Annotated in this window: 25 protein-coding genes; 12 read left to right on the forward strand and 13 right to left on the reverse strand. The window is 74.6% G+C overall.

Annotation, left to right across the window (positions count from 1 at the left end; genetic code table 11):
* Positions 1-67 precede the first annotated feature (67 nt).
* Positions 68-520 carry a hypothetical protein gene (locus ACFY0X_RS17615; protein ID WP_387755363.1) on the reverse strand — a complete coding sequence of 151 codons (453 nt, stop codon included), beginning with the start codon at positions 518-520 and terminating at the stop codon, positions 68-70.
* A 130-nt stretch (positions 521-650) separates the two neighbouring features.
* Entirely contained in the window at positions 651-1301 is a 651-nt protein-coding gene (locus ACFY0X_RS17620) for a TetR/AcrR family transcriptional regulator C-terminal domain-containing protein (protein WP_387755365.1), read from the reverse strand.
* Positions 1302-1386: 85 nt separating this feature from the next.
* Between ACFY0X_RS17620 and ACFY0X_RS17625 the strand changes: the two genes are divergently transcribed.
* Positions 1387-2790: an FAD-dependent monooxygenase gene (locus ACFY0X_RS17625; protein WP_387755727.1), complete on the forward strand. Its 1404-nt coding sequence runs from the start codon at positions 1387-1389 to the stop codon at positions 2788-2790.
* Positions 2791-2863: 73 nt separating this feature from the next.
* Here the strand turns inward: ACFY0X_RS17625 and ACFY0X_RS17630 are convergent, their stop codons facing one another.
* The 3 genes from ACFY0X_RS17630 to ACFY0X_RS17640 all read right to left on the reverse strand — a co-directional run bounded on the left by ACFY0X_RS17630 (position 2864) and on the right by ACFY0X_RS17640 (position 4037).
* Positions 2864-3049, reverse strand: coding sequence for a hypothetical protein (locus ACFY0X_RS17630; protein ID WP_387755367.1), 186 nt, complete (start codon positions 3047-3049; stop codon positions 2864-2866).
* An 81-nt stretch (positions 3050-3130) separates the two neighbouring features.
* A complete protein-coding gene (locus ACFY0X_RS17635; protein WP_387755369.1) occupies positions 3131-3304 on the reverse strand; it encodes a CsbD family protein in 174 nt (57 codons plus the stop codon).
* Between the two features lie 106 nt (positions 3305-3410).
* The gene (locus ACFY0X_RS17640) at positions 3411-4037 is read right to left on the reverse strand and encodes an SRPBCC family protein (RefSeq protein WP_387755372.1); all 627 of its coding nucleotides are present in this window, start codon (positions 4035-4037) and stop codon (positions 3411-3413) included.
* Positions 4038-4213: 176 nt separating this feature from the next.
* Here ACFY0X_RS17640 and ACFY0X_RS17645 point away from each other — a divergent pair, with 176 nt between their 5' ends.
* Positions 4214-4885: a TetR/AcrR family transcriptional regulator gene (locus ACFY0X_RS17645; RefSeq protein WP_387755375.1), complete on the forward strand. Its 672-nt coding sequence runs from the start codon at positions 4214-4216 to the stop codon at positions 4883-4885.
* A gap of 278 nt (positions 4886-5163) precedes the next feature.
* Here ACFY0X_RS17645 and ACFY0X_RS17650 read toward each other — a convergent pair whose 3' ends face one another.
* Positions 5164-5487 (reverse strand): plasmid stabilization protein, encoded by a 324-nt coding sequence (locus ACFY0X_RS17650; RefSeq protein ID WP_387755378.1) that lies wholly within the window; start codon positions 5485-5487, stop codon positions 5164-5166.
* A gap of 361 nt (positions 5488-5848) precedes the next feature.
* Here ACFY0X_RS17650 and ACFY0X_RS17655 point away from each other — a divergent pair, with 361 nt between their 5' ends.
* Positions 5849-7375, forward strand: a complete 1527-nt coding sequence (locus ACFY0X_RS17655; RefSeq protein WP_387755381.1) for a threonine/serine exporter family protein — start codon at positions 5849-5851, stop codon at positions 7373-7375.
* Positions 7376-7549: 174 nt separating this feature from the next.
* The gene (locus ACFY0X_RS17660) at positions 7550-7705 is read left to right on the forward strand and encodes a DUF6131 family protein (RefSeq protein WP_359903176.1); all 156 of its coding nucleotides are present in this window, start codon (positions 7550-7552) and stop codon (positions 7703-7705) included.
* Between the two features lie 61 nt (positions 7706-7766).
* On the opposite strand, the gene ACFY0X_RS17665 is transcribed toward ACFY0X_RS17660, so the two are convergent.
* On the reverse strand, positions 7767-8108 hold the full coding sequence (locus tag ACFY0X_RS17665) for a hypothetical protein (protein ID WP_387755384.1): 342 nt from the start codon (positions 8106-8108) through the stop codon (positions 7767-7769).
* A gap of 126 nt (positions 8109-8234) precedes the next feature.
* Here ACFY0X_RS17665 and ACFY0X_RS17670 point away from each other — a divergent pair, with 126 nt between their 5' ends.
* The 3 genes from ACFY0X_RS17670 (at position 8235) to ACFY0X_RS17680 (ending at position 11179) form a co-directional block, all read left to right on the forward strand.
* Entirely contained in the window at positions 8235-8876 is a 642-nt protein-coding gene (locus tag ACFY0X_RS17670) for an L-threonylcarbamoyladenylate synthase (RefSeq protein WP_387755387.1), read from the forward strand.
* Positions 8877-9071: 195 nt separating this feature from the next.
* Entirely contained in the window at positions 9072-10787 is a 1716-nt protein-coding gene (gene ctaD / locus ACFY0X_RS17675; protein WP_387755390.1) for a cytochrome c oxidase subunit I, read from the forward strand.
* Positions 10784-11179, forward strand: a complete 396-nt coding sequence (locus ACFY0X_RS17680; RefSeq protein ID WP_387755393.1) for a cytochrome c oxidase subunit 4 — start codon at positions 10784-10786, stop codon at positions 11177-11179. Before ctaD ends, ACFY0X_RS17680 begins: the two co-directional genes overlap by 4 nt.
* Here ACFY0X_RS17680 and ACFY0X_RS17685 read toward each other — a convergent pair.
* A complete protein-coding gene (locus ACFY0X_RS17685; protein WP_387755395.1) occupies positions 11145-12854 on the reverse strand; it encodes a cytochrome bc complex cytochrome b subunit in 1710 nt (569 codons plus the stop codon). The two genes, ACFY0X_RS17680 and ACFY0X_RS17685, sit on opposite strands and share 35 nt — an antisense overlap.
* A gap of 133 nt (positions 12855-12987) precedes the next feature.
* A complete protein-coding gene (locus tag ACFY0X_RS17690) occupies positions 12988-13410 on the reverse strand; it encodes an SsgA family sporulation/cell division regulator (RefSeq protein WP_387755397.1) in 423 nt (140 codons plus the stop codon).
* A gap of 427 nt (positions 13411-13837) precedes the next feature.
* Between ACFY0X_RS17690 and ACFY0X_RS17695 the strand changes: the two genes are divergently transcribed.
* Complete coding sequence (locus tag ACFY0X_RS17695; RefSeq protein ID WP_387755400.1) at positions 13838-15037, forward strand: enoyl-[acyl-carrier-protein] reductase FabV; 1200 nt, start codon at positions 13838-13840, stop codon at positions 15035-15037.
* 23 nt (positions 15038-15060) lie between these two features.
* Here the strand turns inward: ACFY0X_RS17695 and ACFY0X_RS17700 are convergent, their stop codons facing one another.
* The 4 genes from ACFY0X_RS17700 to ACFY0X_RS17715 form a co-directional block, all read right to left on the reverse strand.
* Positions 15061-15645, reverse strand: a complete 585-nt coding sequence (locus ACFY0X_RS17700; protein ID WP_387755403.1) for a hypothetical protein — start codon at positions 15643-15645, stop codon at positions 15061-15063.
* Positions 15646-15786: 141 nt separating this feature from the next.
* A complete protein-coding gene (locus ACFY0X_RS17705; RefSeq protein ID WP_387755406.1) occupies positions 15787-16986 on the reverse strand; it encodes an NAD(P)/FAD-dependent oxidoreductase in 1200 nt (399 codons plus the stop codon).
* A complete protein-coding gene (locus ACFY0X_RS17710; protein WP_387755409.1) occupies positions 16983-17180 on the reverse strand; it encodes a ferredoxin in 198 nt (65 codons plus the stop codon). The genes ACFY0X_RS17705 and ACFY0X_RS17710 overlap by 4 nt, the downstream gene beginning before the upstream one ends.
* A 94-nt stretch (positions 17181-17274) precedes the next feature.
* The gene (locus ACFY0X_RS17715; protein ID WP_387755412.1) at positions 17275-18474 is read right to left on the reverse strand and encodes a cytochrome P450; all 1200 of its coding nucleotides are present in this window, start codon (positions 18472-18474) and stop codon (positions 17275-17277) included.
* Between the two features lie 186 nt (positions 18475-18660).
* Between ACFY0X_RS17715 and ACFY0X_RS17720 the strand changes: the two genes are divergently transcribed.
* From ACFY0X_RS17720 to ACFY0X_RS17735, 4 genes are all read left to right on the forward strand, one after another.
* A complete protein-coding gene (locus tag ACFY0X_RS17720; protein ID WP_387755415.1) occupies positions 18661-19257 on the forward strand; it encodes a MarR family winged helix-turn-helix transcriptional regulator in 597 nt (198 codons plus the stop codon).
* 31 nt (positions 19258-19288) lie between these two features.
* Positions 19289-20767, forward strand: a complete 1479-nt coding sequence (locus tag ACFY0X_RS17725; RefSeq protein ID WP_387755418.1) for a PTS transporter subunit EIIC — start codon at positions 19289-19291, stop codon at positions 20765-20767.
* Between the two features lie 301 nt (positions 20768-21068).
* A complete protein-coding gene (locus tag ACFY0X_RS17730; protein WP_387755421.1) occupies positions 21069-24527 on the forward strand; it encodes a SpaA isopeptide-forming pilin-related protein in 3459 nt (1152 codons plus the stop codon).
* Positions 24528-24698: 171 nt separating this feature from the next.
* The gene (locus ACFY0X_RS17735; protein ID WP_387755424.1) at positions 24699-25055 is read left to right on the forward strand and encodes an ArsR/SmtB family transcription factor; all 357 of its coding nucleotides are present in this window, start codon (positions 24699-24701) and stop codon (positions 25053-25055) included.
* Positions 25056-25140 lie beyond the last annotated feature (85 nt).

Genomic DNA, 25140 nt, shown 5'->3' on the forward strand with positions numbered 1-25140 from the left:
AGTCGGCCGGTGGTGTTCCGCCGACGCGCCTACCCCGGTGCGGTGCCGGCACACGCCCGCGGGGTGCTCACCCGTGCTCGCCGAGCCGCAGCCGCACCGCCAGTTGCGGCCCCCGCGGCTCGCGGCCCTCCTCGTGCGTCCGGCAGAGCCCGGCGAGGGCGTCGAGCACCCGCTCGACCTCCGCGGGGCCGCCGAGCAGGTCCGCGGCGAGTCCACCGGGCACGGTGACCGGCGGCGCCGGCGAACCCGCCCGGTGGGCGTCGAAGGACTGGGAGAGGCGCACCGACGGGCTCGGTGCCGGATGGGCGGGGGCGCGGGTGATCCGGGGCTCGGCCACCACCCGGACGCCCTCCGAGGTGAGGGTGGCCGGATCCTCCCAGACGTTGCCGTGCATCGTCCGGCCGCGCCCGGTGTGGGTCGGGAAGACGGCCTCCAACGCGTCGAGCACGGCTTCCGCCGACTCCTGCGGGCCCTCGCCGAGCGTCACCAGCACGTGCCCGGCCGCCAGGGGAAGTCCCATCGCAGCCACCTCCTGAGCCTCGGCGACAGGCGCCGACCGCTGCCGTCCCCTTCCGTTCTACGGCCGGTCCGCGCGCGTACGCACGCCGGGGCGGCGCACCCGCGGGAGGCGGGCCGGGGCGCGGACGCCGTCAGCGCAGCAGGGTGGCCTCGACCCCGGCCAGCACCGCCGCCAGGCCCTGCTCGAAGCCCTCGTCGAAGTCCTGGAACATCACCCGGCCCGACTCGGCGGCCAGCGGGTGGGCGGCCAGGCGTTCGGCGCGGGCGTCCACGTCGTAGCCCTCGCCGCCGTCGAAGGGGTTGGGGCCCATCGCCTGCTCCTCGATGACGTAGCCGATGGTGTAGCTGTACGCGGTCTGCCAGGCCCGGGCGGCGGCCGCCGGGGTGAAGCCGGCCTCCACCAGCAGGCGCAGCGAGGCGTCCAGCCCGGCCGCGTAGCCGGTGTCGGTGAACCGGGCGCCGCTGTAGACCTTCGCGCCGTCGCGGTAGCGGAGCAGCTCGGCGCGCAGGGCGCGCATGGTCGCCAGGTAGCCCTGCCGCCAGTCGCCGTCCGCGCGGCCTTCGCCGGCCCGACTGGTCAGCCGGCGCAGCATCTCGGTCGCCATCTCGTCCAGCAGCGCCTGTTTGTCCTTGAAGTGCCAGTACAGCGCGGGTGCCTTGACGTCGAGCCGGGCGGCGATGGCGCGCAGCGTCAGGCCGTCCAGACCGGCCTCGTTCAGCAGGTTCAGCGCGGCGTCGACGACCTGGGCGCGGTCGAGCTTGGGGGTTCTCTGCGGGGTCACGGTTGACAGTTTAACGCCGTTAAGTGCACGCTGTGGGCAACGGCTACTTAACAACGTTAAGGGGGTTGCCGTGGCTTCTCGCGGCATGCACACGGACGTCCTGATCATCGGCGCCGGGCCCACCGGGCTCGCCCTGGCGCTGGACCTCGCACGGCACGGCGCCGCCGCCCTGGTGGTCGAGCGCGGCGCGGAACTCTTCCCCGGCTCGCGCGGCAAGGGGCTCCAGCCGCGCACGCTGGAGGTGCTCGACGACTTCGGCGTGCTCGACCGGGTCCGCGCGGTGGCGGGGCACTACCCGCCCAACCTGTTCTGGCGGGACGGCGAACCGCAGGGCGAGCGCACGATGTACGACCCGACCGAGGCCTCCGAGGCCGAGCCGTACACCGAGACCCTGATGCTGCCCCAGTGGCGCACCCAGCAGGTGCTGCACGAGCGGCTGCGCGAGCTGGGCGGCGAGGTCGCGTTCGGGCGCGAGCTGGTCGGCCTGACGCAGGACGAGGACGGCGTGACCGCCGAGTTCGCCGCAGGCGGCCCGGTCCGGGCGCGGTACCTCGTCGCGGCGGACGGCGGGCGCTCGACGGTGCGGCGGCTGCTCGGCATCGGGATGACCGGTGAGACCGTCGACCCGAGCCCGATGCTGGTCGCGGACGTCCGGGTCGACGGACTGGGCCGCGACCACTGGCACGTCTTCCAGGCGGAGGACGGGCTGCTGGCGATCTGCCCGCTCGGCGGCACCGAGGACTTCCAACTGGTCGCCCAGTTCCCGGAGGGCGCGGCCGTCGACCTCACCCTCGACGGGCTGCGCGAGGTGGTCGCGGCCCGCACCCACCTGGCCGCCGAGCAGGTCACCGAACTGCGCTGGAGCTCCGAGTTCCGCCCGCGCGCGGCGCTCGCGGACCGCTTCCGCGCGGGCCGGGTGTTCCTCGCCGGCGACGCCGCGCACGTCCACTCGCCGGCCGGCGGGCAGGGCCTGAACACCAGCGTCCAGGACGCCTACAACCTGGGCTGGAAGCTGGCCGCCGTGCTGGCCGGCCGGGCGGAGGCGGGCCTGCTCGACAGCTACGAGGAGGAGCGCCGCGCCAACGCGGCGGCGATGCTGGAGCTGTCCACCCGGGTCCACCGCGGCGAGCAGCGCCGCGGCCGGGCGACCCAGCAACTCGACCTCGGCTACCGGGAGTCCGCGCTCTCCGTGGAGACCCGTCCGGACCTCCCGGCGGACGCGCTGCGGGCCGGCGACCGAGCCCCGGACGGCCGCCGGGGCGGCACCCGGCTGTTCGACGCCTTCCGCGGCCCGCACTGGACGCTGCTCACCGTCGGCACGGACGCCCCGTTGCCGGCCGTCACCGCGCCGGTGGTCCGCATCCCGGACTACCGGGCGTACGGCACCGGCGTGTTCCTGGTCCGGCCGGACGGCTACCTCGGCTGGGCCGGCGCGACGGCCGAGGGCCTCGCGGCCTACGCGGGCCGGCAGGGGCTGCTCGCCCCCTGACCGGGCGCGCGGCCGGTGGGACCGGCGGCCGTGGCCGCCGGTCCCACCGAGTGGCCGGCGCGGGGGGAGTCGCTCAGTCCGGCGGCTCGTGCGGATCCGGGTCGTGGGCGGGCTCGGTGGTCTCGTACTCGGGGCCGTCCCGCGGCCCCTTCCGCTCCTCGTGCTCGGGCGGCGGCGAGCCCTCGCCCGTCATCCGGGCCTCGGGGGTCTCGACCGGGGTCGGAGGATCCCTCGGGACGGGTTCGTTCTGGTCGGTCATGGGGGTTCAACTCCTCTGCCGGGTGCGCTGGGAAGACGGGGACACCCGGCAGCCGTCCGGGGACGACCGCCGGGCGCCCGGTCAGTGCTTGCCCGCGTCCTTGACCTTCTCCGCGGCCTGCTTCAGGTCGCTCTTCGCCTGCTCGGCCTTGCCCTTGAGTTCGGTCGAGCGGTCGTCGGTGGCCTTGCCGGCGGCTTCCTTGACCTTGCCGCTCGCCTTCTCCGCCATGTTGCGCAGCTTGTCGTCGGTACCCACGAGGGGTGCCTCCTCTCGGTCGACGGGGCGACGTCCGCCCCGCACGGCGTCTGCCCGGGCGGCGCGCTTCCATGCGCGGGCCCGAAGCGCCGGTTCGGGCGGCGGCCTACCGCACGCCGGTCTCGGCGGCGGCCTTCAGGTCCCGCAGCCAGCCTTCGAGGCCCTGGCGGAGGATGTCGGTGGCGGCGGGGACGTTCGCGTCGACCTGGGGCCCGGTGTGGGTCTCCTCGGTGCGCACCAGGACACCGCCCGGGACCTCGGTGAAGGTCCACACGTGGACGCCGTCGATCCGCAGCCCGGTCGCGGCCGCCGGGCCGGTCCACCGGACGCAGGAGCCGGGCCGCAGCTGCCGGACGGTGGAGGTGATCTCCAGGACGGGGTCGGTCGACGCCGGGTTCGGCGGCAGCGGGGTGGTCCAGTGGAACGCCGAACCCGGGTGCAGCGGGCCGCTGTCGAGGCGCTCGGCGCTCAGCACCGGGGTCTGCCAGGCGGGCCAGCGCTCCACGTCGGTCTGCAGTCGCCAGACGGTCCGCAGCGGCGCGTGGATCACGGCCTCGGTCCGGTGGCGGACGCGGGCCTCGGGGTCGACGCCCGCCCCGCGGCAGGTGAGCGAGGAGCCGGGGCGGTGGGCGGTGGCGGCCCCGGCCGGCGCGGCGGCGGCGCCGAGCAGGCCGAGGACGAGCGGGACGGTCAGCAGGGCGGTGCGCAGGCCGGTGCTGCGGCTGGCGGACATGGAACTCCCCATTCATCTGTCGGCCGTCGGGACGGCACGGTCGCCGCGAGCTAGATGCTCACGCCGTCGTTAGAAGTTGTAACTCGGCGCGGCCTGAGCGGTCAACAGGTTCCGTGATACCTTCTAACGGAAGCGTGAGCATCTATTCGGGTGACCTGGGGAGCGGACGGACGCCGATGGCGAGGACGGACGGAACGGGCGCGGAGACCCCACGCGAGCGCTACCGCTCGCAGGTACGCGAAGAGATCAAGGCGCACGCCTGGGAGCAGATCGCCACGGCGGGCGCCTCGGCGCTCTCCGTCAACGCGATCGCCAAGCGGATGGGCCTGAGCGGCCCCGCGCTCTACCGGTACTTCGCCGGGCGCGACGAGCTGATCACCGAACTCGTCCGGGACGCGTACCGCAGCCTCGCCGACACCCTGGGCGCGGCCGCCGCCGGTGGCGCCGACCTGTCCGGGCTCGCCCGTGCCCTGCGCGGCTGGGCGCTGGCCGACCCCCAGCGGTACTTCCTGGTCTACGGCACCCCCGTGCCGGGCTACCACGCCCCCGCGGACACCACCGCCGTCGCCGACGAGGTCATGCGGACGCTGGTCGACGCCTGCGCGGCGCTCGCCCCGGCCGGGCCGGAGGCCGGGGCGGCGCCGTTCGCCACCCATCTGCTGGGCCACCGGGACTGGGCGGGCGAGCAGCCGGCCCCGCCCGAGGTGCTCCACCGCTTCCTGGTCTTCTGGACCCGGCTGCACGGCGTGCTGTCACTGGAACTCGCCGGGCACTTCACCGGCATGGGCTTCCGGCCCGAACTGCTCTTCGAGGCCGAACTGGACAGCCTGCTGGCACCGCGGTTCTGACCGGCGCGCCCACCACCGCGGTCCGGGGCGCCCACCGGTGCGGCCGGGCGCCCCGGGCGGCCCGGTCAGGACTGTCCGGGGTGCGGCTGCGGAAGCGGCGCCGGATCGGTGTCCGGGAACGGCTCCGGCGGTGGGAAGGGCGGGATCGGCGGCGGCGCCGGGTCCGGCTCGCCCGGCCCCGGCACGGGGTCGGGGTCGGGCCGGGGGATCGGCCGGGTGTCCGGGTCCGGGGGCATCGGGACGGTCATCGAGGCACCTCCTCGGAGGAGCGCGCCCGGTCAGTGGCCGAGCGCGTCGGCCAGCTGGCGCTTGTTCATCTTCGAGCGGCCCTTGACGTTGCGCTGCTTGGCCTCGTTGTACAGCTGGTCGTAGGTCGGGCCCTGGGAGCCCTGGTGCGAGCGCTGTCCGCCGCGCCGGCCGGAGGACATGTCATGGGTCGAACTACGGCTGGCGGTCTTCGACTCGCCGTGCCGCGCGCGCTCCTTGTTCACCGTCCTGGCGGCGATCTCCTTGGCCCGCTTCTCACTCTCGCCCCGGTCGAGCGCGCTGTCCTTGATGTGCTCGTACTGGCGCTCCCGCTTGGGGCTGGATCCTCGCGGCATGACCGACGCCTCCCTTTCTGGTTCGGGGTCCTTGCGCAGGCGCGTCTACCCTCCGTCGCCGCCGTGAATCCGGCGGCCGGAGCCGGCCTCGCCCCGCCAGTGCCCCGCCCGCGACCCGCCAGTGCCCCGCCAGTGCCCCGCCCGCGACCCGGCCGTGCCCCGGCCGTGCCCCGGCCGGGACCCCGCCGGCCCGGCCGGCCCGCCCCCCGGGATCGGCACGCGCGGGGCGGTGGGGCGTGTACGGCCGGTCGTGCTCCGGTTCGGACGGGTGTGCCGGGTGTGGCGCGTTCGCCACAGCATCACTCGGGGTAGTTGAACGGCTGCACGTTGTTGACGGAGGGGGTGGGGTCAGGGAGTCGCGATGACGGAACACGAGCAGCTCGGCGCGCCCGCCGGCCCGGACGGACACCCCGCCCGGCCCGGACGGGTGCCGCCCCAGGCCCCCGCGCCCGGGGAGCGCGAGACCGGAGCCCGGCCCGGTGCGGACGGTGACGGCACCCCGGCGCCCTGGCCCGACATGATGCTGCCGCTGCTGCGCACCCCGACGGCCGACCGGCAGCCCGCACCGGACGCGATCGGCGCCGAGCCGCCGGCCGGTGTGGAGCCGGCGCAGGTGCTGGACCTCGCGCTGCTGGTCGGCGAACTGCTGCTGGCCAGCGGCGAGGCGGCGGAGGACGTCGAGGCCGCCATGCTCGCCGTCGCCCACGCCTACCGGCTCCACCCCTGCGACCCGCAGGTCACCTTCACCCGGGTGGCGATCTCGTACCAGCCCGGCCCGTCGGAGCCCTCGCTGACGGCCGAGTGCTCCGTCCGCCGCCCGGCCGTCGACTACGCGCGGCTGGCCGCCGTCTTCCGGCTGGTCACCGAGATCACCGTGCGCGGGATGGCCGTCCCCGAGGCGCACGGCCGCCTCACGGCGGCGCGCAGGCGCAGCCACCGCTACTCCGGGCGGCTGTACGTGCTCTGCTGGGGCGGGATGGCCGGGGCCGCCACCCTGCTGATCGGCGGCCGGGCCGACGCCCGGGCCTGGCTGGTCTTCGCGAGCGCCCTCGTCGCCGCGTTGACGGGCGAGCGGCTCTCGGCGCTGGTGGCGCGCCACGACTTCCCGGCCTTCTACCAGTTCGTGGTGGCCGCGGTGCCGGCCGCCGTGATCGGCATCCTGCTGTCGTTCAACGGGCTGCACCTGCGCGGATCGGTGGTGATCACCGGAGGACTGTACGCGGTGCTGCCGGGGTGGCCCCTGGTGGCGGCGGTCCAGGAGGGCCTGGCGGGCTTCTACCTCACCGCGGCCGCCCGGCTGCTCGAAGCGCTGTACCTGATGGCCGGGGTGGTGATCGGGGTGATGACGGTGCTCTACGTCGGCGTCAACAACGGTGCCGACCTCGCCGCCCAGGACGTGCCGCACGGGGCGGTGAACCCCCCGCTGCAACTCGCCGCCGCGGTGCTCCTGACCGTGGCGTTCGCGGTGCTGCTGAACACCGAGCCGGGCACGCTGCCGGCGGTCCTGCTGAACAGCGCGGCGGGTTGGACCACGTACGGGGTGCTGGTGAACGCGGGCGGCGAGCCGATCCTGGCCACCGGTCTGGCGGCGGGGCTGGTCGGACTGTCCGGCCAGCTCATGGCGCGTTGCCGGGGCAGCTCGGCGCTGCCGCACATCACCGCCGCGCTCGGCCCGCTGCTGCCCGGCTCGGTGCTGTACTTCGGGATGCTCGCCTTCGTCCGGGGCGAACCCGAGGTCGGACTGAGCGGCATCGGGCGGGCCGGCGCGATGGCCATGGCCCTCGCCATCGGCGTCAACCTGGGCCGCGAGCTGGCCCGGCTCTTCCTGCCCGCGCCCCGGGTGGTCGTCGCACCGCGCCGCCGCCGGCGCGGCCGCCACCGGCGCTGACGGGTGAGTGGCGAGCGCGTTTGCCCCGGCGGCGGCGCGGTACACGCGTGGGTGTGGAGAACGGGCCGGAGGAGGCCGGTCCCGCTCCCCGGAGACGGTCCCGGCGGGTACGAGCCGACGAGGGCCGCCCCGTCGAACAGCCCCCTCGTCCACCCGTCAACCCTGGAGACCCTCGTGATAGTCCTCGGTGTCATCCTGCTCATCATCGGTTTCGTCACCGGAATCTCGATCCTGTGGACCATCGGCATCGTGCTGGTCGCCATCGGTCTGGTCCTGTGGGTCGCCGGAGCTCTCGGGCACGCCGTCGGCGGCCGCCGCCACTACTACTGACCGCGCCCAACCGCTGCTCAGCGGCGTGCGCCGGCCGTTCGACGCACCTGGACCGCCCCGCTCAGGGGCGGTCCTCGTGCAGTCCGCAGAGCCAGGCCAGTGCCCGGTGGACGCCGAGCACATAGCTGTGGTCCGCGCCCTGGGTGCGGACCCGGTGGAGATGGACGGCGGCGGCCTGGCACTCCGCCAGCAGCTGGGCGTGGCCCGGGCCGGTGGCGCCGGCCGTCGCGGCGGCGGTGACCGGCGCCGCGACCTGGGCGCCGGCGGCCCACCGGTAGGCGCCGAGCACGCCGTGCTCGAAGCCGCTCCAGGGCCGGGGGTGCCGGTTGACCTTGTCGATCGCGGCGAACACCTCGTCCAGCGGCCGCACCCCCACCGCCGGGACCGTCTCGTCACTGGTCATGTCCGCAACCTACGTCCGCCCGTCACCGCCCGCCGGGGCGGGTAGGCTGACCAGGTCGTGTCCGGCCGGAGAGGTGGCCGGGCCGGAGGAACGGGGCGGGCCGGCGGCCCGCCGGTGGAGACCCTGATGACTCGTCGATTTGACTGCTCGGACCCGTCCGAGCGCGCAGCCGGGCTGCGCGAGGCCGTGGCCGCGGTGCGCCGCGGTGAGCTGGTCGTGCTGCCCACGGACACCGTGTACGGCGTGGGCGCGGACGCCTTCGTGCCGCAGGCCGTCGACCGCCTGCTGCGGGCCAAGGGTCGGGGGCGGAACATGCCCTCGCCGGTGCTGGTCGGCTCCCCGGAGGCCCTCGACGGGCTGGTCGAGGTGACGGAGCGCGCGCGGAACCTGGTCAAGGAGTTCTGGCCGGGCGGGCTGACCGTGGTCGCCCGCCACCTGGAGTCGGTCGACCTCGACCTCGGCGAGACCAACGGGACGGTCGCGGTGCGGATGCCCGCGCACCCGGTCGCCATCGAACTGCTCAACGCCACCGGGCCGTTGGCGGTCTCCAGCGCGAACCTGACCGGGCACGACTCCCCGCAGGACTGCGACGCCGCCCAGGGCATGCTCGGCGACTCGGTCGCCGTCTACCTCGACGGGGGCCCGACCGCGGCCGCCGTGCCCTCCTCGATCGTGGACGTCACCGGTGAGGTGCCGGTGCTGCTGCGGGCGGGCGCGATCGGCGCCGAGCGCCTGCGCGAGGTGGTCCCGGACCTGCGGGAGCGCTGAGCCCGCCGCCCGCGGACGGCGCCGCCCGGGCGCGGCGCCGCACCCGGGCGCGGGCCCGTACCGCGTGGCGCCCCGGCGGCCCGGGCCGCCGCCGCTAGGGTCGGCGATGGCGTGCGAGGGCGGGCCCTCCGCTTGGGCCGGGGAGGGGATCGGCGCCGCGACCGGGGGCGTCACCGGCTCCGCTGCGGAGGTTCCATGAGCGCTTCGTCCACCGCGCCGCCCCGGGCGCAGCACCGCACCCGGGCGCGCGTCCGGCAGGGCGGCACGCTGCTGCGCTGGCTGTTCACCACGGACCACAAGGTCATCGGGAACCTGTACCTGGTGACGGCCTTCGGCTTCTTCCTGGCCGGGGGCGTGATGGCGCTGCTGATGCGGGCCCAGCTGATGGGGCCGGACACCGGGCTGCTGTCGAACGAGCGGTACAACCAGCTGTTCACCATGCACGGCACGATCATGCTGCTGCTGTTCGCCACCCCGACCTTCGCCGGGTTCGCCAACGCGATCATGCCGCTGCAGATCGGCTCGCCGGACGTCGCCTTCCCCCGGCTGAACGCCTTCACCTACTGGGCCTTCCTGCTGGGCGGGCTGATGGTGCTGAGCGGCTTCCTCACCACCGGGGGCGCGCCCTCCTTCGGCTGGTTCGCGTACGCGCCGCTGAACGGGCCGCTGTTCTCGCCCGGGCCGGGCGGGGACCTGTGGGCGCTCGGCCTGGTGGTGGCCGGCCTCGGCACCATCCTGGGCTCGGTCAACTTCATCACCACCATCACCTGCCTGCGGGCGCCGGGCATGACGCTGTTCCGGATGCCGATCTTCACCTGGAACGTGCTGTTCACCTCGGTCATGGTGCTGCTGGCCTTCCCGGTGCTGACCGCCGCGCTGCTCTGCCTGGAGGCGGACCGCAAGTTCGGTGCGCACGCCTTCGACGCGGCGAACGGCGGGGCGCTGCTGTGGCAGCACCTCTTCTGGTTCTTCGGCCACCCCGAGGTCTACATCGTCGCGATCCCGTTCTTCGGCATCGTCACCGAGATCATCCCGGTGTTCAGCCGCAAGCCGGTGTTCGGCTACTACGGCATGATCGGCGCGACGATCGCCATCACCGCGCTGTCCATGTCGGTGTGGGCGCACCACATGTTCGTCACCGGCCACGTGCTGCTGCCGTTCTTCTCGATGATGTCCTTCCTGATCGCGGTGCCCACCGGGGTGAAGTTCTTCAACTGGGTCGGGACGATGTGGAACGGCTCGCTGTCCTTCGAGACCCCGATGCTCTGGTCGATCGGCTTCATGGTGACCTTCCTGTTCGGCGGGCTGAGCGGGGTGCTGCTGGCCGCGCCGCCGATCGACTTCCACGTCACCGACAGTTACTTCGTGGTGGCCCACCTGCACTACGTGCTGTTCGGCACGGTCGTCTTCGCGACCTTCGGGGGCTTCTACTTCTGGTGGCCGAAGCTCACCGGGAAGATGCTCGACGAGAGGCTGGGGAAGGTGCACTTCTGGATCCTGTTCGTGGGCTTCCAGAGCACCTTTCTGGTGATGCACTGGCTGGGCGCCCAGGGGATGCCGCGCCGCTACGCGAGCTACCTGCCGGCCGACGGCTTCACCACACTGAACGTGTGCGCCTCGATCGGCTCGTTCCTGCTCGGGGTCTCCAACCTGCCGTTCTTCTACAACGTCTGGCGGACCACCCGGTACGGGGAGAAGGTCGCCGAGGACGACCCGTGGGGCTGGGGCCGGTCGCTGGAGTGGGCGACGTCCTGCCCGCCGCCGTCGCACAACTTCCACGCGCTGCCCCGGATCCGCTCCGAGTCGCCGGCCTTCGACCTGCACCCTCCGGAGGTGCCCCCGGAGGAGTCGTCGGGCGGCGCCGCCGGGGTGCCGCAGGGCCGCAGCGGTGAGCGGGGGAGCGGGCGGTGAAGGCGGAGGGGTGGCTGTTCGCCGTCATGACGGCGTTCTTCGCGGTGACCGGGCTGGTCTACGGCTTCTGGGCGCAGGAGCCGGCCGGCAAGGCGATCCTGGCGGTGGCGTTCCTGATGTCCGGCCTGGTCGCGCTGTTCTGGTTCGTCCAGCACCAGCGGCTGGGCGGCGGCCGGGCGCAGGACCGCGAGGAGGCCGAGATCGCGGAGGCCGCCGGGCCGGTGGGGTTCTTCCCGGCCCGCAGCGGCTACCCGGTCCTCGCGGCGGTCGGCGTGACGGTCTTCGCGCTGGGGCTGGTGTTCGCCCGGTGGCTGATCGTCGTCGGCGCCCTGGTGCTCGCGCTCTCGGTGGCCGGCTTCATCTTCCAGTACCGCGACCACGGCGCGGGCTGAGGCGGCGCAGCAGCCGCCGGAGCGGGCCGCCCGGGACGGGCCCGGGCGGCCGGGCGGCCGGCGGAGCGGGGTGGGCCGGGGCGGTGAGGACGGCCGCGATGTGCGCCGACTCCCGCTCGGTGGAGGGCAGTTCGACCCGGTCGCGGTGGAACCAGGAACTGGCCGCGGCGCGTACCCGCCGGTGCCGGGGCGCTCCCTCGGGTGCGGTCACCGGGTCCGTCGCGGCGCGCGCCAGCAGCACGTACCGCTCGGCGGCGGGCACCGGGCGGTGGTGGCCGGTGAAGCCGCCGTCGTGGGACTGGTCGATCCGGCCGGTCTCGTCGCCGTCCAGCAGCCGGGCGCGGTCCCGGGCCTGCAGGGCCAGGCAGATCCGCCGGGTGAGCACGAAGACCACCGGCGGCAGCACGACCAGCGCCGCCCGCAGCGCCACGGTGAGCGCGTTGACGGAGACCTCGAAGGCGTACGCGATCACGTCGTTGCCGCCGGCGACCAGGAGCACCGCGTAGACGGTGACCCCGGCGGCGCCCAGGGCGGTACGGGTGGGCCGGTTGCGCGGACGGTCGCACAGGTGGTGCTCGCCGCCGCCGGGGTCGAGCCACCGTTCGACGAAGGGGTAGGCGTACAGCGCCGCGAACAGCAGGCCGGGCACCACCAGGGCGGGCAGGAAGACGTTCCACGACACGGTGTGCCCGAGCACCCTGGTCTCCGCGGCCGGCATCAGCCGCAGCGCCCCCTCGATGAAGCCGATGTACCAGTCCGGCTGGGCGCCCGTCGCGACCACGTCGGGGCGGTAGGACCCGTACCGCCAGATCGGGTTGACCTCGGCGAGGAACGCCGACAGCGCCATCACGCCGCCCACCGCGAACAGCAGGCCCAGGGTGCGGGTCAGGAACTGGGGGAAGAACGGCATCCCCACCACGTTGCGGTTGGTGCGGCCGGGGGCGGCCCAGTGGGTGTGCTTCAGCACCACCACCAGCGTCAGGTGCGCCCCGACCAGGGCCAGCAGCAGGCCGGGGACCAGGAGCACGTGCACGGTGAACAGCCGGGGGATGATCTCGTGCCCGGGGAACTCGCCGCCGAAGGCGAACAGGGTGAGGTAGGTGCCGACCAGCGGCACCGAGAGCAGCACGCCCTCGGCGATCCGCAGGCCGGTGCCGGAGAGGGTGTCGTCCGGCAGCGAGTAGCCGGAGAACCCCTCCAGCAGCGCGAGGCTGAACAGCGTCACCCCGATCACCCAGTTGAGTTCGCGCGGGCGGCGGAACGCCCCGGTGAAGAACACCCGCAGCAGGTGCACGCCGATCGCGGAGGCGAACAGCAGGGCCGACCAGTGGTGGATCTGGCGGATCATCAGTCCGCCCCGCACCTCGAAGCTGATCCGCAGGGTGGACGCGTACGCCTCGGACACCCGTACGCCGCTGAGCGGCAGGTAGGCGCCCCGGTAGACGACCTCGTCCATGCTCGGCTGGAAGAAGAGCGTCAGGTAGACGCCGGTCAGCAGCAGCACCACGAAGCTGTACAGCGCGAGTTCGCCGAGCAGGAAGGACCAGTGGTCCGGGAAGACCTTGCGCAGCAGCTCCCGGCCCGACTCGGTGACCGGCAGCCGCCCGTCCAGGCCGGCCGTGACGCGCTCGCCGGCGGACGGCCGGCGCCTGCTCGAAGCCCTGGTTTCGTCCACGGCAGGAACCTAGTGGGCCTCGCGGCGCGCGGGGCGGCCGAGCACCGCGGTTGCCGTGGCGGGCGGGGGCAGAGCACTCCAACGGCGCAACGGCGGGGTCGGCCCGTGCGGCGCGGGCCGGTCGACCGGGCGGTCAGTCCTCGTCGAGCAGCCGGGCGAGCGCGGCGTCCACGTCCAGGTGCTCGGACTCCGTGCCGGCCGGCACCAGCAGGAAGGAGTCCGACAGGAACGCGGAGACCTCCCCCTCCGGCGCGCTGAGGACGGCCTGCCCGCCGTCGGGCCCGCGCAGGGTTATCAGGACCTCGCCCTCGTGCCCCGGGCTCACCAGGACGTCGCCGCTGCCGGTCGGCGCGTGCCGGCCCTCGTTCAGCAGCTCCCGGCTGAAGTACCAGCACACCTGGGCCTCGGACGGTGCGCACTCGCAGGGCGTCAGCGGGAACGCCAGGCAGGCCGCGTAGGGGAGGTCGGGGTCGAACCGCAGCTCCGCGGTGACCGGGACGTCGGGCAGCGGGCTGTGGGGGAAGGTGACGGGCATCGGGTGGACGGGCATCTGCATCGAAAGATCCTCCTGTGGCCGTGGCGCCGGTCCCCGGCGGTCCGGAGACCCTCACCGGCGCCTACCCGGTGCACCGGGACACAGTCGACGGGCACGCAATCTCCACAACTCGGTTGTGCGGACGGGCAGTTCGTCGGCGGAGCGGCGCGGAGGCGGCGCCGTCCGGTCGGCCGGGGCATCATCGCGGGATGACGACGATCAAGAACCGCCGGGCTCCGGCGGCTCGACCGCCCGGGCTCCCCGGCGGCTGACCGGCTGACCGGCCGTCGGGATAGCCGAAGCGGGACCGCGCCGCAATGACGACCTCCCACAAGCGCTGGCCGGATCTTCCGTGACGGCGTGGCAAAGGCCGCGCCCGTCGACGCGGATAGGCTCCGGACGAACGACACCAAGATCACGATCTTCGGATCGGAGAGGGCGCCACCGCGTGAGCAACCAGCAGATCACCCCCAAGCAGCGGGGCTACCTGATCGTCAACTCCCACCCCACCGGCAGCGGAGCCACCGTCGACCGCCAGTGGCAGCGCATCGAGCCCGCGGCACCGGCCGACCGGGCCCCGGTCGCCCTGATCCTCGGCGCCAGCGCCGGATACGGCCAGGCGCTCCTGCTCGCCGGGCTGCGCCGCCAGGGCATCCGCGGCATCGGCGTCGGCTTCGAGGCCGCCGCCACCGAACGGCGCACCGCCACCGCCGGCTGGTACCGCACCGCCGCGACCTCGGCCCTGGTCGAGCGCGACGGCGGTGACTTCACCTTCGTCAACGCCGACGCCTACGCGGACGCCACCCGCGCCGAGGTGCTCAAGCTCCTCACCGAGCGCTACGGCAAGGTCGACTACCTGGTCTACTCGCTCGCCTCGCCCCGGCGCACCGACCCGGCCACCGGCGAGGTCCACCACTCGGTGATCAAGCCGCTCGGCGCCCCGTACACCTCGCCGTCCCTGCTGTTCGACGACGGGGCCCCGCAGATCGGCACCGTCGACCTCACCCCGGCCGACGAGGCCGAGCGGGCGGCGACCGTCAAGGTGATGGGCGGCGAGGACTGGCGGCTGTGGGTGCGGGCGCTGGCCGAGGAGGACCTGCTCGGCCCCGGCTTCACCACCGTGGCCCTGTCCTACGTCGGCTCCGAGATCACCGCGCCGGTCTACCGGCAGGGCACGATCGGCGCCGCCAAGGAGCACCTGGAGGCCACCGCCCGTGAGCTGCAGACCGGGCTGCTCGCCGACCGCGGCCGGGCATTCACCGTCGTCGCCGGCGCGGCCGTCACCCAGGCGTCCACCGCCATCCCCTCCATCGCCCTGTACACCTCGCTGCTGCGCAACGTCCTCGGCGAGGACGGCTGGCGCACCACCGACGACCAGGCCGTGGACCTGTGGGAGCAGCTGACCGGCGCGAAGGAGCTGGTCCTGGACGCGCAGGGCCGCATCCGCCTGGACGGCTGGGAGCTGGACCCCGGCGTGCAGGACCGGGTGCGGGAACTGTGGGCCGACCCGGCGGCCGCGCTGGGCGCCGACCCGGCCGGGGCCGCCTGGTTCTACAACCAGTTCCGGCAGCTGTACGGCTGGGACGTCCCCGGCGTCGACTACACCGCCGGGGTCGAGACCTCGGTGCCCTGGCCCGGGCAGGCGTAGCAGCTCGGCGGCCGCGCCGGCCGTCACCCCGTCAGCGGACGGGACCGGTCCAGCAGCCGGACGACGAGTGCCACCAGCAGGGCGGCGCCCAGTGCGTACACCGGCAGCCAGAGCGTGGTGGTGGCGGACAGGCAGCCGGCGACGGCGAGCCGGGCCTGTTCGTCCTGCGCGGTGGCGAGCGCGGCGCCGTCCCGGGCGGCCAGGTCGCCGAGGGCGGACTGCGCCTGCAGCCGCGCGTAGTCGCCCAGGTGGGGGCAGGTGCGGCGGGTGCCCGGCATCGGGAACAGCCAGGACCAGCGCTGCATCGCGGGGGCCAGGGCGAGGGCCGCGCTCAGCCCGACGACCAGCGCGTAGGCAGCCAGGTTCCGGGCGTAGCCGGCACCGGCGTCCGTCGCGCGGGTCGGCGGGTGGGTGGAGGACAGGACCACCGCCAGGAGGGTCAGCCCGATGTAGGCGGAGAACCACTGCCACGTGCCGGAGGAGAGCGAGAAGGCCAGTACGGCGGCCAGCGCGGTGCCCAGGACCCCGGCCCGGGAGCGTGCCGCCGGGACGGGGGCGGGGACGGGGGCCGCGGGCCCCGGGGCGGCTCGGCGGCTGCGGTCGTCCATGTGCGCTCTCCCCTGGCCGGCTGCGGGCCACCAGTCTCCGGGCCCGGCCGTCCCGCGGCCCGCGCACCATGCCGGACCGCCCGCCGCCTCGCCCGGTTGGCGGGCGGACCGCAGCTGCCCGGTCCATACCCGCCCGGAGCCTCAGGTGGGCTCGGGCGGCCACGGACCGTGCGCCGCCACCTGGGCGCGCAGCCCGCGCAGCGCCCGGGCGGAGGCGATCCCCACCGCGCCGGTGACCAGTCCGTCCCGGACGCAGACGGCCGCGAAGCGGTGCTCCGCCAGGCTGCCGTCGACCACCTCGAACCGCTGCGCGCCGCCGGGCCGGCCGAACACCTGGACCCGCAGCCCGTACTGGTCGGTCCACAGGTAGGGGACCGGCCGGTAGGCCGTCCGGGCGCCGTCCGGCCCGGCCAGCAGGTTCCGGGCCGCGTGCATCGCCTGCTCGGTCGCGTTGGTGCGCTGTTCGAGGCGCCGGTGGCGGCCGGTTCGCGGGTCGGGCCAGGAGGCGGCGTCCCCGGCCGCCCAGACGCCGGGGCCGGCGGCGCAGTAGGCGTCGCAGACCACGCCGTCGTCCAGCGGGACGCCGCTGTCGGCCAGCCACTCGGTGGCCGGCTCCGAGCCGACGGCCATCAGCACGGCGTCGGCGGTCAGTTCGGAGCCGTCGGCCAGCCGGACGCCGACGGCCCGGCCGCACCGTTCGAGCAGCGCGGTGGCCACGCCCCGGTGGAGCCGCACCCCGTGCGCGCGGTGCAGGCCGGTCAGCAGCGCGGCCGTCTCGGCGCCCAGGACGGCGGCCAGCGGTGTGGCGGTGGAGGTCAGCCACGTCACCTCGGCGCCGAGCCCGACGGCGGTGGCCGCCGCCTCGGCGCCCAGCAGCCCGCCGCCGACCACCAACAGCCGTACGCCCGCGCGCAGTTCCTCGCGCAGGGCGAGGGCGTCGGCGAGGGTGCGCAGCACGTGCGCCCCGGGCCGGGGCGCGTCGGCGCCGGGGAGCCGGCGCGGGCGGACCCCGGTGGCGACGACGACGGCGTCGCAGCGCACCCGCCGGCCGTCCGAGAGCCGCACGGTGCGTTCCCGGCGGTCCAGCCGCTCGGCGCGGACCCCGAGGCGCAGGTCGAGCCGGAGCCCGTCCAGCGCCTCGGGGCCGCGCAGGGCCAGGCGGTCGGGCTGCCACTCCCCGCCGAGCAAGTGCTTGGACAGCGGCGGCCGGTCGTACGGCGGCTCCGGCTCGGCCCCGATCAGGGTGAGGCGGCCGTCGTAGCCGGAGCGGCGCAGTGCCTCGGCGGCGTGCAGCCCGGCCGCGCCGGCGCCGACCACGGCCACGTCCCGCAGTGCGGTCACACCTGCTCCAGGCTGATCGCCGAGGCCGGGCAGACCGCGGCGGCGTCCCGGACGGCCTGGTGGAGCCCGGTGGGCGGTTCGGCGTCGAGCAGGACGACGATGCCGTCCTCGTCGCGCTGGTCGAAGACGTCGGGGGCGGCGAGCACACAGTGCCCGGCGCCGCAGCACTTCTCCTGGTCGATCCGGACGAGCATGGTCTTCCCTTCGGAACGGGTGCCCCGGCGGTCGCGAACTCCGCCGCGGGGCAGGTGGGTCGGTGTGGTGGGGACGGTCAGCGGGGGGAGCCGGTCACCAGGTGACCGGCAGCTCGTGGACGCCGTAGACGAGCATCTCGCCGCGGAAGCGGATCTCCTCGAACGGGACGGCCAGGCGCAGCCGGGGCAGCCGCCGCAGGACGGTGGCCAGCGCGATCTGCAGCTCCAGCCGGGCCAGCGGCTGTCCCAGGCACTGGTGGCCGCCGAAGCCGAAGGCCAGGTGGCGGCGGGCGTCGCGGGTCAGGTCGAGCTCGTCGCCACCGGGGAACTCGCGCTCGTCCCGGTTGGCGGTGTTGACCATGCAGACGACGCCCTCGCCCGCCCTGATCCGCACGCCGTCCAGGTCGACGTCCTCGGTGGCGACCCGGGACAGGCCGGAGTGCACGATGGTCAGGTAGCGCAGCAGCTCCTCGACCGCGCCGGGCACGGACTCGGGGTGCTCGCGCAGGTGGTCGAGCTGGTCGGGGTTGCGCAGCAGGGCGAGGACGGAGAGCGCGGTCATGTTCGCGGTGGTCTCGTGTCCGGCGATCAGCAGCAGCCGGCCCATCGAGCCGATCTCCTCGGTGCTCAGCTCGCCGCGCTCCAGCAGGCGGCTGAGGATGCCGTCGTCGGGCCGGGCGCGCTTGGCCTCGGTGAGGTCGACCAGGTAGTCGACCAGCTCGGCCTGGGCGGCGGTGACCTGCTCGGGGGTGGCGGAGCGGTGCAGCAGGACGCGGCTGCGCTCCTGGAAGAAGTCGTGGTCCCGGTAGGGGACGCCGAGCAGCAGGCAGATCACCAGGGAGGGCAGCGGCAGGGCGAACTCGCGGACCAGGTCGGCGTGCGAGCGGCCCTCGGTCATCCGGTCCAGCAGGTCGTCGGCGATCCGCTGGACCTCGGGGCGCAGCGCCTCGACCTTCTTGATCATGAACTCGCCGGTCAGCATCCGGCGGTAGCGGGAGTGCTCGGGCTCGTCCATCCGGATGATGGTGGGCCGGCCGGTGTTCAGCTGCCGGGCGCCCGCGCTGATGAACGGGAAGCCGGGCCGGGTGGAGTCGGAGCTGAACCGGGGGTCGGAGAGGACCGCCTTGATGTCCTCGTGGCGGGTGACCAGCCAGCTGGTGGAGCCGTCCCACAGGGAGACGCGGCTGACCGGCTCCTCCTGTCGGGCCTGCCCGTACGCGGGCGGCGGGTCGAACGGGCAGGTGCCGCGGGCGGCGGGGTGGGTGAAGCGCGGGGTCCTCTCGGTGGTGGCCATCGGTGAATCCCCTTCCGGGAGTTGGGCCGGGCGTCATTACGTGCCCAAAGCAACTAACTGAACGTCACGCTAACTCGCGTTCCGTGGTGGCGAAAGGGCGTACCGGGTGTCGGCCGAATCTGTCCGGAATCCGGCCATGCTTCCCCGTCCGGACCGCCGTCGGCACCCGATCGCTACAGTTCCCCCATGTCGGACGAAGAAGACGCCGAAGACGCCCGGACCACCGCCTCCCCGCCGGAGGGGCTGGACGGCCTGGAGGACGTACTGGCCACGCTGACCTACCTGCTGACGCGGTCCCAGGAGCACGAGCGCCGCACCGCGCGGGCCGGCATCACCGCCAACCGCTCGGACGTCTACCTGCTGCGCGCGCTCGCCGAGGGCGCGGGGGCCAGCCGGGTGAGCGACCTGGCCGACCGCCTGATGGTCAAGCCCTCCCACGTGACCCGGCAGATCGACCGCCTCCAGGGCCAGCAGCTGGTGGAACGCAGCCAGGACGAGCTGGACCGGCGGGCCCGCCAGGTGGCCATCACCCCCGACGGACGGGACCTGCTCGACCGCCTGAAACAGGCCAACATCGCCGGACTCGCCGGGGCGTTGGACGGCGTCCCCGAGCCGGACGTCGCCGCCACCGTCAGCGTGCTGCGCCACCTGATCGACCGGTACGTGCACCGGGTGCGCACCATGCGGGCCGAGGACGACCCGCTCGCGGACCGGGCGGACGCTGCCGCCCGCCCCCCGGCGACGGCCGCCCGGCTCGGCACCGCCGCGCACGCCGGCGGTTGAGCCCGGGGAGCACCCGGGTACGCCCCCCGGCATGTCGGACGAGAAGAACCGCGCCGTGGCCGAGGCGATCCTCCCGCTGGTCGGTGGCGCCGCCAACATCCACTCGGTCGCCCACTGCATGACCCGGCTGCGGCTGGGCCTGACGGACCGCTCCCTGGTCGACACCGACGCGCTGCGGGCGCTGCCGGCGGTCCTGGGCACGGTCGAGGACGACACCTACCAGATCGTGCTCGGGCCCGCCGCGGTCGCCGGGGTCACCGGGCAGCTGCGCCGCCTCCTGGAGCCCGCCGCCGCACCGGCGGGAGCGGCCGGAACGGGGGAAGCGGCCGCGCCGGAGGTCCGGGACGCCACCACCGCCGAGGCGCTCGCCGGGCGCGGCGAGCGCCTCCGGGCCGAGGCCCGGCAGCGCAACGCCACCCCGGTGAAACTGGCGCTGCGCCGGATCGCGAACATCTTCGTCCCGCTGATCCCCGCCCTGATCGGCTGCGGCATCGTCGCCGGCCTCTCCGGCGCCCTCGCCAACCTCGGCTGGGCACCGGCGCTGGTCACCGCGCTGGGCCCGGTCTCCTCCGGGTTCATGTCCCTGATCGCCGTCTTCGTCGGCTACAACACGGCGAAGGAGTTCGGCGGCACACCCGTGCTCGGCGGGGCCGTGGCGAGTGTGATCGTCTACGCCGGGGTCGCCAAGGTGGAGGCCTTCGGGCACCACCTCACCCCCGGGCAGGGCGGGGTGGTCGGGGCGCTCGGCGCCGCGCTGCTGGCGGTCCACCTGGAGCGCTGGACCCGCCGGCTGGTGCCCGCCGCCCTGGACGTGCTGGTCACCCCCACCGTCACCGTCCTGCTCGGCGGGCTGGCCGCGCTGTTCGGGCTGATGTTCGTCGCGGGGGAGGTCTCCACCGCCATCGGCCGCGGCGCCACCTGGCTGCTCGCCCACGGCGGCCTGCTCGCCGGGCTCGTGCTCGGCGGCCTCTTCCTGCCGCTGGTCATGCTCGGCCTGCACCAGGCGCTGATCCCGATCCACACCACCCTGATCCAGCAGCAGGGCTCCACCGTCCTGCTGCCGATCCTCGCCATGGCCGGCGCCGGGCAGGTCGGCTGCGCGGTGGCCGTCTACCTGAGGCTGCGGCACAACGCCTCCCTCCGGGCCACCATCAGGTCCGCCCTCCCGGCCGGCCTGCTCGGCGTCGGCGAGCCCCTGGTCTACGGGGTGACCCTGCCGCTGGGGCGCCCCTTCGTCACCGCCTGCGTCGGCGGCGCCGCGGGCGGCGCCTTCGTCGGGGCGGCCGGCCAGCTCGGCGACGCGGTCGGCTCCACCGCGATCGGGCCCTCCGGCTGGGCCCTGTTCCCGCTGCTGGCCGACTCGCACGGACTCCTCGCGGGCGCCGCCGTCTACGGAGGCGGGCTGCTGACCGGCTACCTCGCGGGCTTCCTGGCCACGTACTTCTTCGGCTTCACCCGCGAGACCCTCGCCGAGTTCGACGCCCCCGCCGCGGGCGGGAACCCCGGATAGCCGCCGGGGAGATCGGCGGCGGCCCGGTGCGGGCGGGCGTGCACGGACCCGGCGGGGGGGGGGGGGGGGGGGCGCGGGCGGGGGGGGGGGGCGCCGCGCGGGGGGGGGGGGGGCCCCGCCCGGCCGGCCGCCCCCCGCCCCCCCCCCCCCCCCCCCGACCGGGTGCACCGGCGCGGCGTTCAGGCGAAACCGCTCGCGTGTCACCGTCGCCCGGCGCTGCGGCCCAGGACACTCCGAGGGCCGTACTGCATCCACAGATGAAAGGACTGAGGTGAAGCCCAGTCAGAATCCGGCGACCGCCGTGACCTGGAGACGCCGACTCGGCAGGGCGATGGGTTCCGCCCTGGCCCTGGCGCTCGTCCCCTTCGGCATGTCGCTCGTCGCACCGACGGCCGCCCACGCGGCCGGCCTGCCCGGAGGGCTCGGTCCCTGCCTGGGCGCGGACTGTCCGGCCACGTTCCCGCCGATCAACAACGGCCCCTTCGCCGGACGCGACGCCGGCGTGAACATCTTCGTCGGCGGCGACTTCAACGTCAGGGGTTCGGCCGCGGAGGCCGAGGGCCACGTGGTGACCCTCGGCAACTTCGACCAGAACAAGGCGGCCGGCGTCAGCTCGGTGTACAACATCGGCATCGTCGGCGTGGGCTCCCGCGTCCCCCCGCCGGACGGCGCCGACTTCCTCACCGCCGGCGGCAACGTCACCATCGCCCCGGGGCAGACCCTGCTGGCGGACGGGGGCGTGGTCCGCTACGCGGGCACCGCCACGGGCAACATCACCGGCACGAAGGTCCAGGACCCGCAGGCCGTGGCCGCCTACACGCCGCTGCGCGGCCAGCTGCAGACGGCGAGCGAGTGCTACGCCGGGGTCGGCACGCCACGCCCCGCCACCGGGACCGCCGTCAACCAGGGCTACCAGACCCTGTTCACCGGTGACGGCACCTCCGCCCTCCAGGTCTTCAACGTCGACTTCGACCTGGTCGGGAACGGAGGCGGCACCCAGGGCATCGCGTTCGCCGGCATCCCCGCGAACGCCACGGTGCTGGTCAACCTCGTGGGTGGCGCCCGCACCATCAACACCTACAGCGGCAGCCTGGTGGACAACGACCCCTGGAACCAGCTGCGCGAGCGCCTGCTGTGGAACTTCCCCACCGCGACGACCGTCACCCTCACGGGCTCCGGGCAGTTCCAGGGCAGCGTGCTGGTCGGCAACCCGGCCAGCACCGCCACCATGAACCTGCCCGGCCTGAACGGACGGTTCTTCACCACCGGTTCGCTGCTGCACAACTCGGGCTCCGGGATGACCGGTACCGAGTTCCACGCCTATCCCTTCAACGGCGACCTCCCGGAGTGCGGCACCCCGCCGGCGCCCACCGGCTCGACCAGTGTGACGAAGGTCGACTCCGTCACCTCGCAGCCGCTGGCGGGCGCGGTCTTCCAGCTGTGGCGTGAGACCAACGACGTCCCCGGCCTGCAGACCTCGGGGGCCGACCCGGACACCAAGGTCGGCTCCCCCTGCACCACCGGGGCGGACGGCGTCTGCTCCGTGGCCGACCTTCCGCTGGGCACCTACTACTGGGAGGAGACCGCGGCTCCTTCCGGCTACGACCTGCCGCAGCCCCCGGTGACGACCGTGGTGCTCAGCACCGGCGGGCAGAACGTGCCGGTCACCGTCAGGGACACCCTGAGCCCGGTGATCGAGACCGGGTCCACCAGCGTGACGAAGGTCGACTCCGCGACCTCGCAGCCGCTGGCGGGGGCGACGTTCCAGCTGTGGCTCGAGACCAACGGCGTGGCCGGTCTGCAGACCACAGGGGCGAACCCGGACACCGCCGTGGGTTCGCCGTGCGTGACCCCGGCGTCGGGCGTCTGCTCGGCGAGCGGTCTGCCGCTGGGCACGTACTACTGGCAGGAGGTCTCGGCCCCCAACGGCTACGACCTGCCCGAGCTCAACGTGACCACCGTGGTGCTGGACGCGAACGGGGAGACCGTCCCGGTCACCGTCCAGGACACCAAGACCAGCGCTCCGGTCGCCGCGACCACCGTCACCAAGGTCGACTCGGTCACGGGGCAGCCGCTGGCGGGGGCGACGTTCCAGCTGTGGCACGAGACCAACGGCGTGGCCGGTCTGCAGACCACAGGGGCGAACCCGGACACCGCCGTGGGTTCGCCGTGCGTGACCCCCGCGTCGGGCGTCTGCTCCGCTGAGGGCCTGCCGCTGGGCACCTACTACTGGCAGGAGACCGACGCTCCGGCCGGGTACGACCTGCCGCAGCAGCCCGTGACCGCCGTGGTGCTGGACACGAACGGGCAGAACGTCAGGGTCACCGTCAGGGACGTGAGGACGGTCGTCCCGACCGGTTCCACCTCCGTCACCAAGGTCGACGCCGGGACCGGCCGCCCGCTGGCCGGCGCCGTCTTCCAGCTGTGGCGCGAGACCAACGGTGTCCCCGGGCTGCAGACCACCGGCGCGAACCCGGACACGGCCGTGGGCTCGCCGTGCGTGACCCCGGCCACGGGCGTGTGCTCCGCCGACGGCCTGCCGCTGGGCACGTACTACTGGCAGGAGACCGTGGCGCCGCCCGGGTACGACCTGCCCGCGGTCAACGTGACCACCGTGGTGCTGGACGCGAACGGGCAGAACGTCCCGGTGACCGTCCAGGACGCCAAGACCAGCGTTCCGGTCGCCGCGACCACCGTCACCAAGGTCGACTCGGTCACGGGGCAGCCGCTGGCGGGGGCGACGTTCCAGCTGTGGCGCGAGACCAACGGCGTTCCGGGTCTGCAGACCACCGGGGCCAACCCGGACACGGCCGTGGGCTCGCCGTGCGTGACCCCGGCGTCGGGCGTCTGCTCGGCGAGCGGCCTGCCGCTGGGCACGTACTACTGGCAGGAGACCGACGCTCCGTCCGGCTACGACCTGCCCGCGGTCAACGTGACGACCGTGGTGCTGGACACCGAAGGGCAGAACGTCAGGGTCACCGTCAAGGACGTGAAGTCGGTCGTTCCGACCGGTTCCACCTCCGTCACCAAGGTCGACGCCGAGACCGGCCGCCCGCTGGCGGGGGCGACCTTCCAGCTGTGGCGCGAGACCAACGGTGTCCCCGGCCTGCAGACCATCGGGGCCGTCCCGGACACCAAGGTCGGCGCGCCCTGCGTCACCCCGGCCACGGGTGTCTGCTCCGCCGACGACCTCGCGCTGGGCGTGTACTACTGGCAGGAGACCGCGGCGCCGCCCGGCTACGAGCTGCCGCGGCCCGCGGTGACCACCGTCGTCCTCGACGTACGCCGGCCGGACGTCCAGGTCACCGTCAAGGACGTGAAGACGGTCGTTCCGACCGGCTCCACCTCCGTCACCAAGGTCGACGCCGACACCGGCCACCCGCTGGCGGGGGCGACCTTCCAGCTGTGGCACGAGACCAACGGCGTGGCCGGCCTGCAGACCACCGGGGCCAACCCGGACACCGCCGTGGGCTCGCCGTGCGTGACCCCCGCGTCGGGCGTCTGCTCCGCGGAGGGTCTGCCGCTGGGCACGTACTACTGGCAGGAGACCGCGGCGCCGCCCGGGTACGAGCTGTCGCAGCCCGCGGTGAGCACGGTCCAGCTGACCGAGGACTGCCCGTGCGTGGCGATCACGGTCGAGGACCGGCAGGAGTGCCCGCCGCCGCCGTGTCCGCCCACCCCCTGCCCGCCGGGTGACGAGTGGCGGCAGACTCTGCGTCACACCGCCGTCCCGGGCGCACTGTGGGGCGCGAACGCCTGATCCGATGACCCGGCCGGAGGAGTCCACGGCGGCTCCTCCGGCCGGGCGCGTCGGGCCGGCGCTGCCCGGCGCTTCGGCCGGTCCGGTCTGTCAGCCGGACCGGCCGAAGCGCTGTCACGGCCCGGACGGCCCGGACGGCGCGCCGGGACGCCGGGGCCCTACGATGGCGCCATGAGCGGCAGCCTTCAGGTATCAGGTGCGCACCATGCGCAGGAGCGCCGGGACGACGAGCGGCTGGAGGCCGCGGCCGGCATCCTGGCGCTGCTCGCGGACCGCACCCGGCTCGCCCTGCTCCAGCGGCTGAGCGCCGGCGAGGCCGACGTGACCACGCTCACCGAGGCGGCCGGAGCCCCCCGGACCTCGGTCAGCCAGCACCTCGGCAAGCTCCGGCTGGCCGGCCTGGTCACCGCCCGCAAGGACGGCCGGCGCGTCGTGTACGCGCTGCGCCACGGCCATCTGCGCCGGTTGGTCGACGAGGCGCTGAGCGTCGCCGACCACCAGATCGGCGGACTCCCGCCGCACGACTGACCCGTTCCTCCCGGCCCGTGCCCTCCGGGGTGCGGGCCGTTCTTTCCTCAACACGTGCACATGCGTGCACATGTTGACCTATCCT

The organism is Kitasatospora sp. NPDC001547 (assembly GCF_042894165.1).
Classification (GTDB): domain Bacteria; phylum Actinomycetota; class Actinomycetes; order Streptomycetales; family Streptomycetaceae; genus Kitasatospora.

Coding starts and splice junctions, on each gene's coding strand:
- ctaD (WP_387755390.1), top strand. CDS start 9,072: ATGAGCGCTTCGTCCACCGCGCCGCCCCGGGCGCAGCACCGCACCCGG.
- ACFY0X_RS17630 (WP_387755367.1), bottom strand. CDS start 3,049: ATGACCGACCAGAACGAACCCGTCCCGAGGGATCCTCCGACCCCGGTC.
- ACFY0X_RS17640 (WP_387755372.1), bottom strand. CDS start 4,037: ATGTCCGCCAGCCGCAGCACCGGCCTGCGCACCGCCCTGCTGACCGTC.
- ACFY0X_RS17650 (WP_387755378.1), bottom strand. CDS start 5,487: ATGCCGCGAGGATCCAGCCCCAAGCGGGAGCGCCAGTACGAGCACATC.
- ACFY0X_RS17645 (WP_387755375.1), top strand. CDS start 4,214: ATGGCGAGGACGGACGGAACGGGCGCGGAGACCCCACGCGAGCGCTAC.
- ACFY0X_RS17715 (WP_387755412.1), bottom strand. CDS start 18,474: ATGGCCACCACCGAGAGGACCCCGCGCTTCACCCACCCCGCCGCCCGC.
- ACFY0X_RS17670 (WP_387755387.1), top strand. CDS start 8,235: ATGACTCGTCGATTTGACTGCTCGGACCCGTCCGAGCGCGCAGCCGGG.
- ACFY0X_RS17690 (WP_387755397.1), bottom strand. CDS start 13,410: ATGCAGATGCCCGTCCACCCGATGCCCGTCACCTTCCCCCACAGCCCG.
- ACFY0X_RS17615 (WP_387755363.1), bottom strand. CDS start 520: ATGGGACTTCCCCTGGCGGCCGGGCACGTGCTGGTGACGCTCGGCGAG.
- ACFY0X_RS17655 (WP_387755381.1), top strand. CDS start 5,849: ATGACGGAACACGAGCAGCTCGGCGCGCCCGCCGGCCCGGACGGACAC.
- ACFY0X_RS17725 (WP_387755418.1), top strand. CDS start 19,289: ATGTCGGACGAGAAGAACCGCGCCGTGGCCGAGGCGATCCTCCCGCTG.
- ACFY0X_RS17710 (WP_387755409.1), bottom strand. CDS start 17,180: ATGCTCGTCCGGATCGACCAGGAGAAGTGCTGCGGCGCCGGGCACTGT.
- ACFY0X_RS17625 (WP_387755727.1), top strand. CDS start 1,387: ATGCACACGGACGTCCTGATCATCGGCGCCGGGCCCACCGGGCTCGCC.
- ACFY0X_RS17665 (WP_387755384.1), bottom strand. CDS start 8,108: ATGACCAGTGACGAGACGGTCCCGGCGGTGGGGGTGCGGCCGCTGGAC.
- ACFY0X_RS17720 (WP_387755415.1), top strand. CDS start 18,661: ATGTCGGACGAAGAAGACGCCGAAGACGCCCGGACCACCGCCTCCCCG.
- ACFY0X_RS17735 (WP_387755424.1), top strand. CDS start 24,699: ATGAGCGGCAGCCTTCAGGTATCAGGTGCGCACCATGCGCAGGAGCGC.
- ACFY0X_RS17700 (WP_387755403.1), bottom strand. CDS start 15,645: ATGGACGACCGCAGCCGCCGAGCCGCCCCGGGGCCCGCGGCCCCCGTC.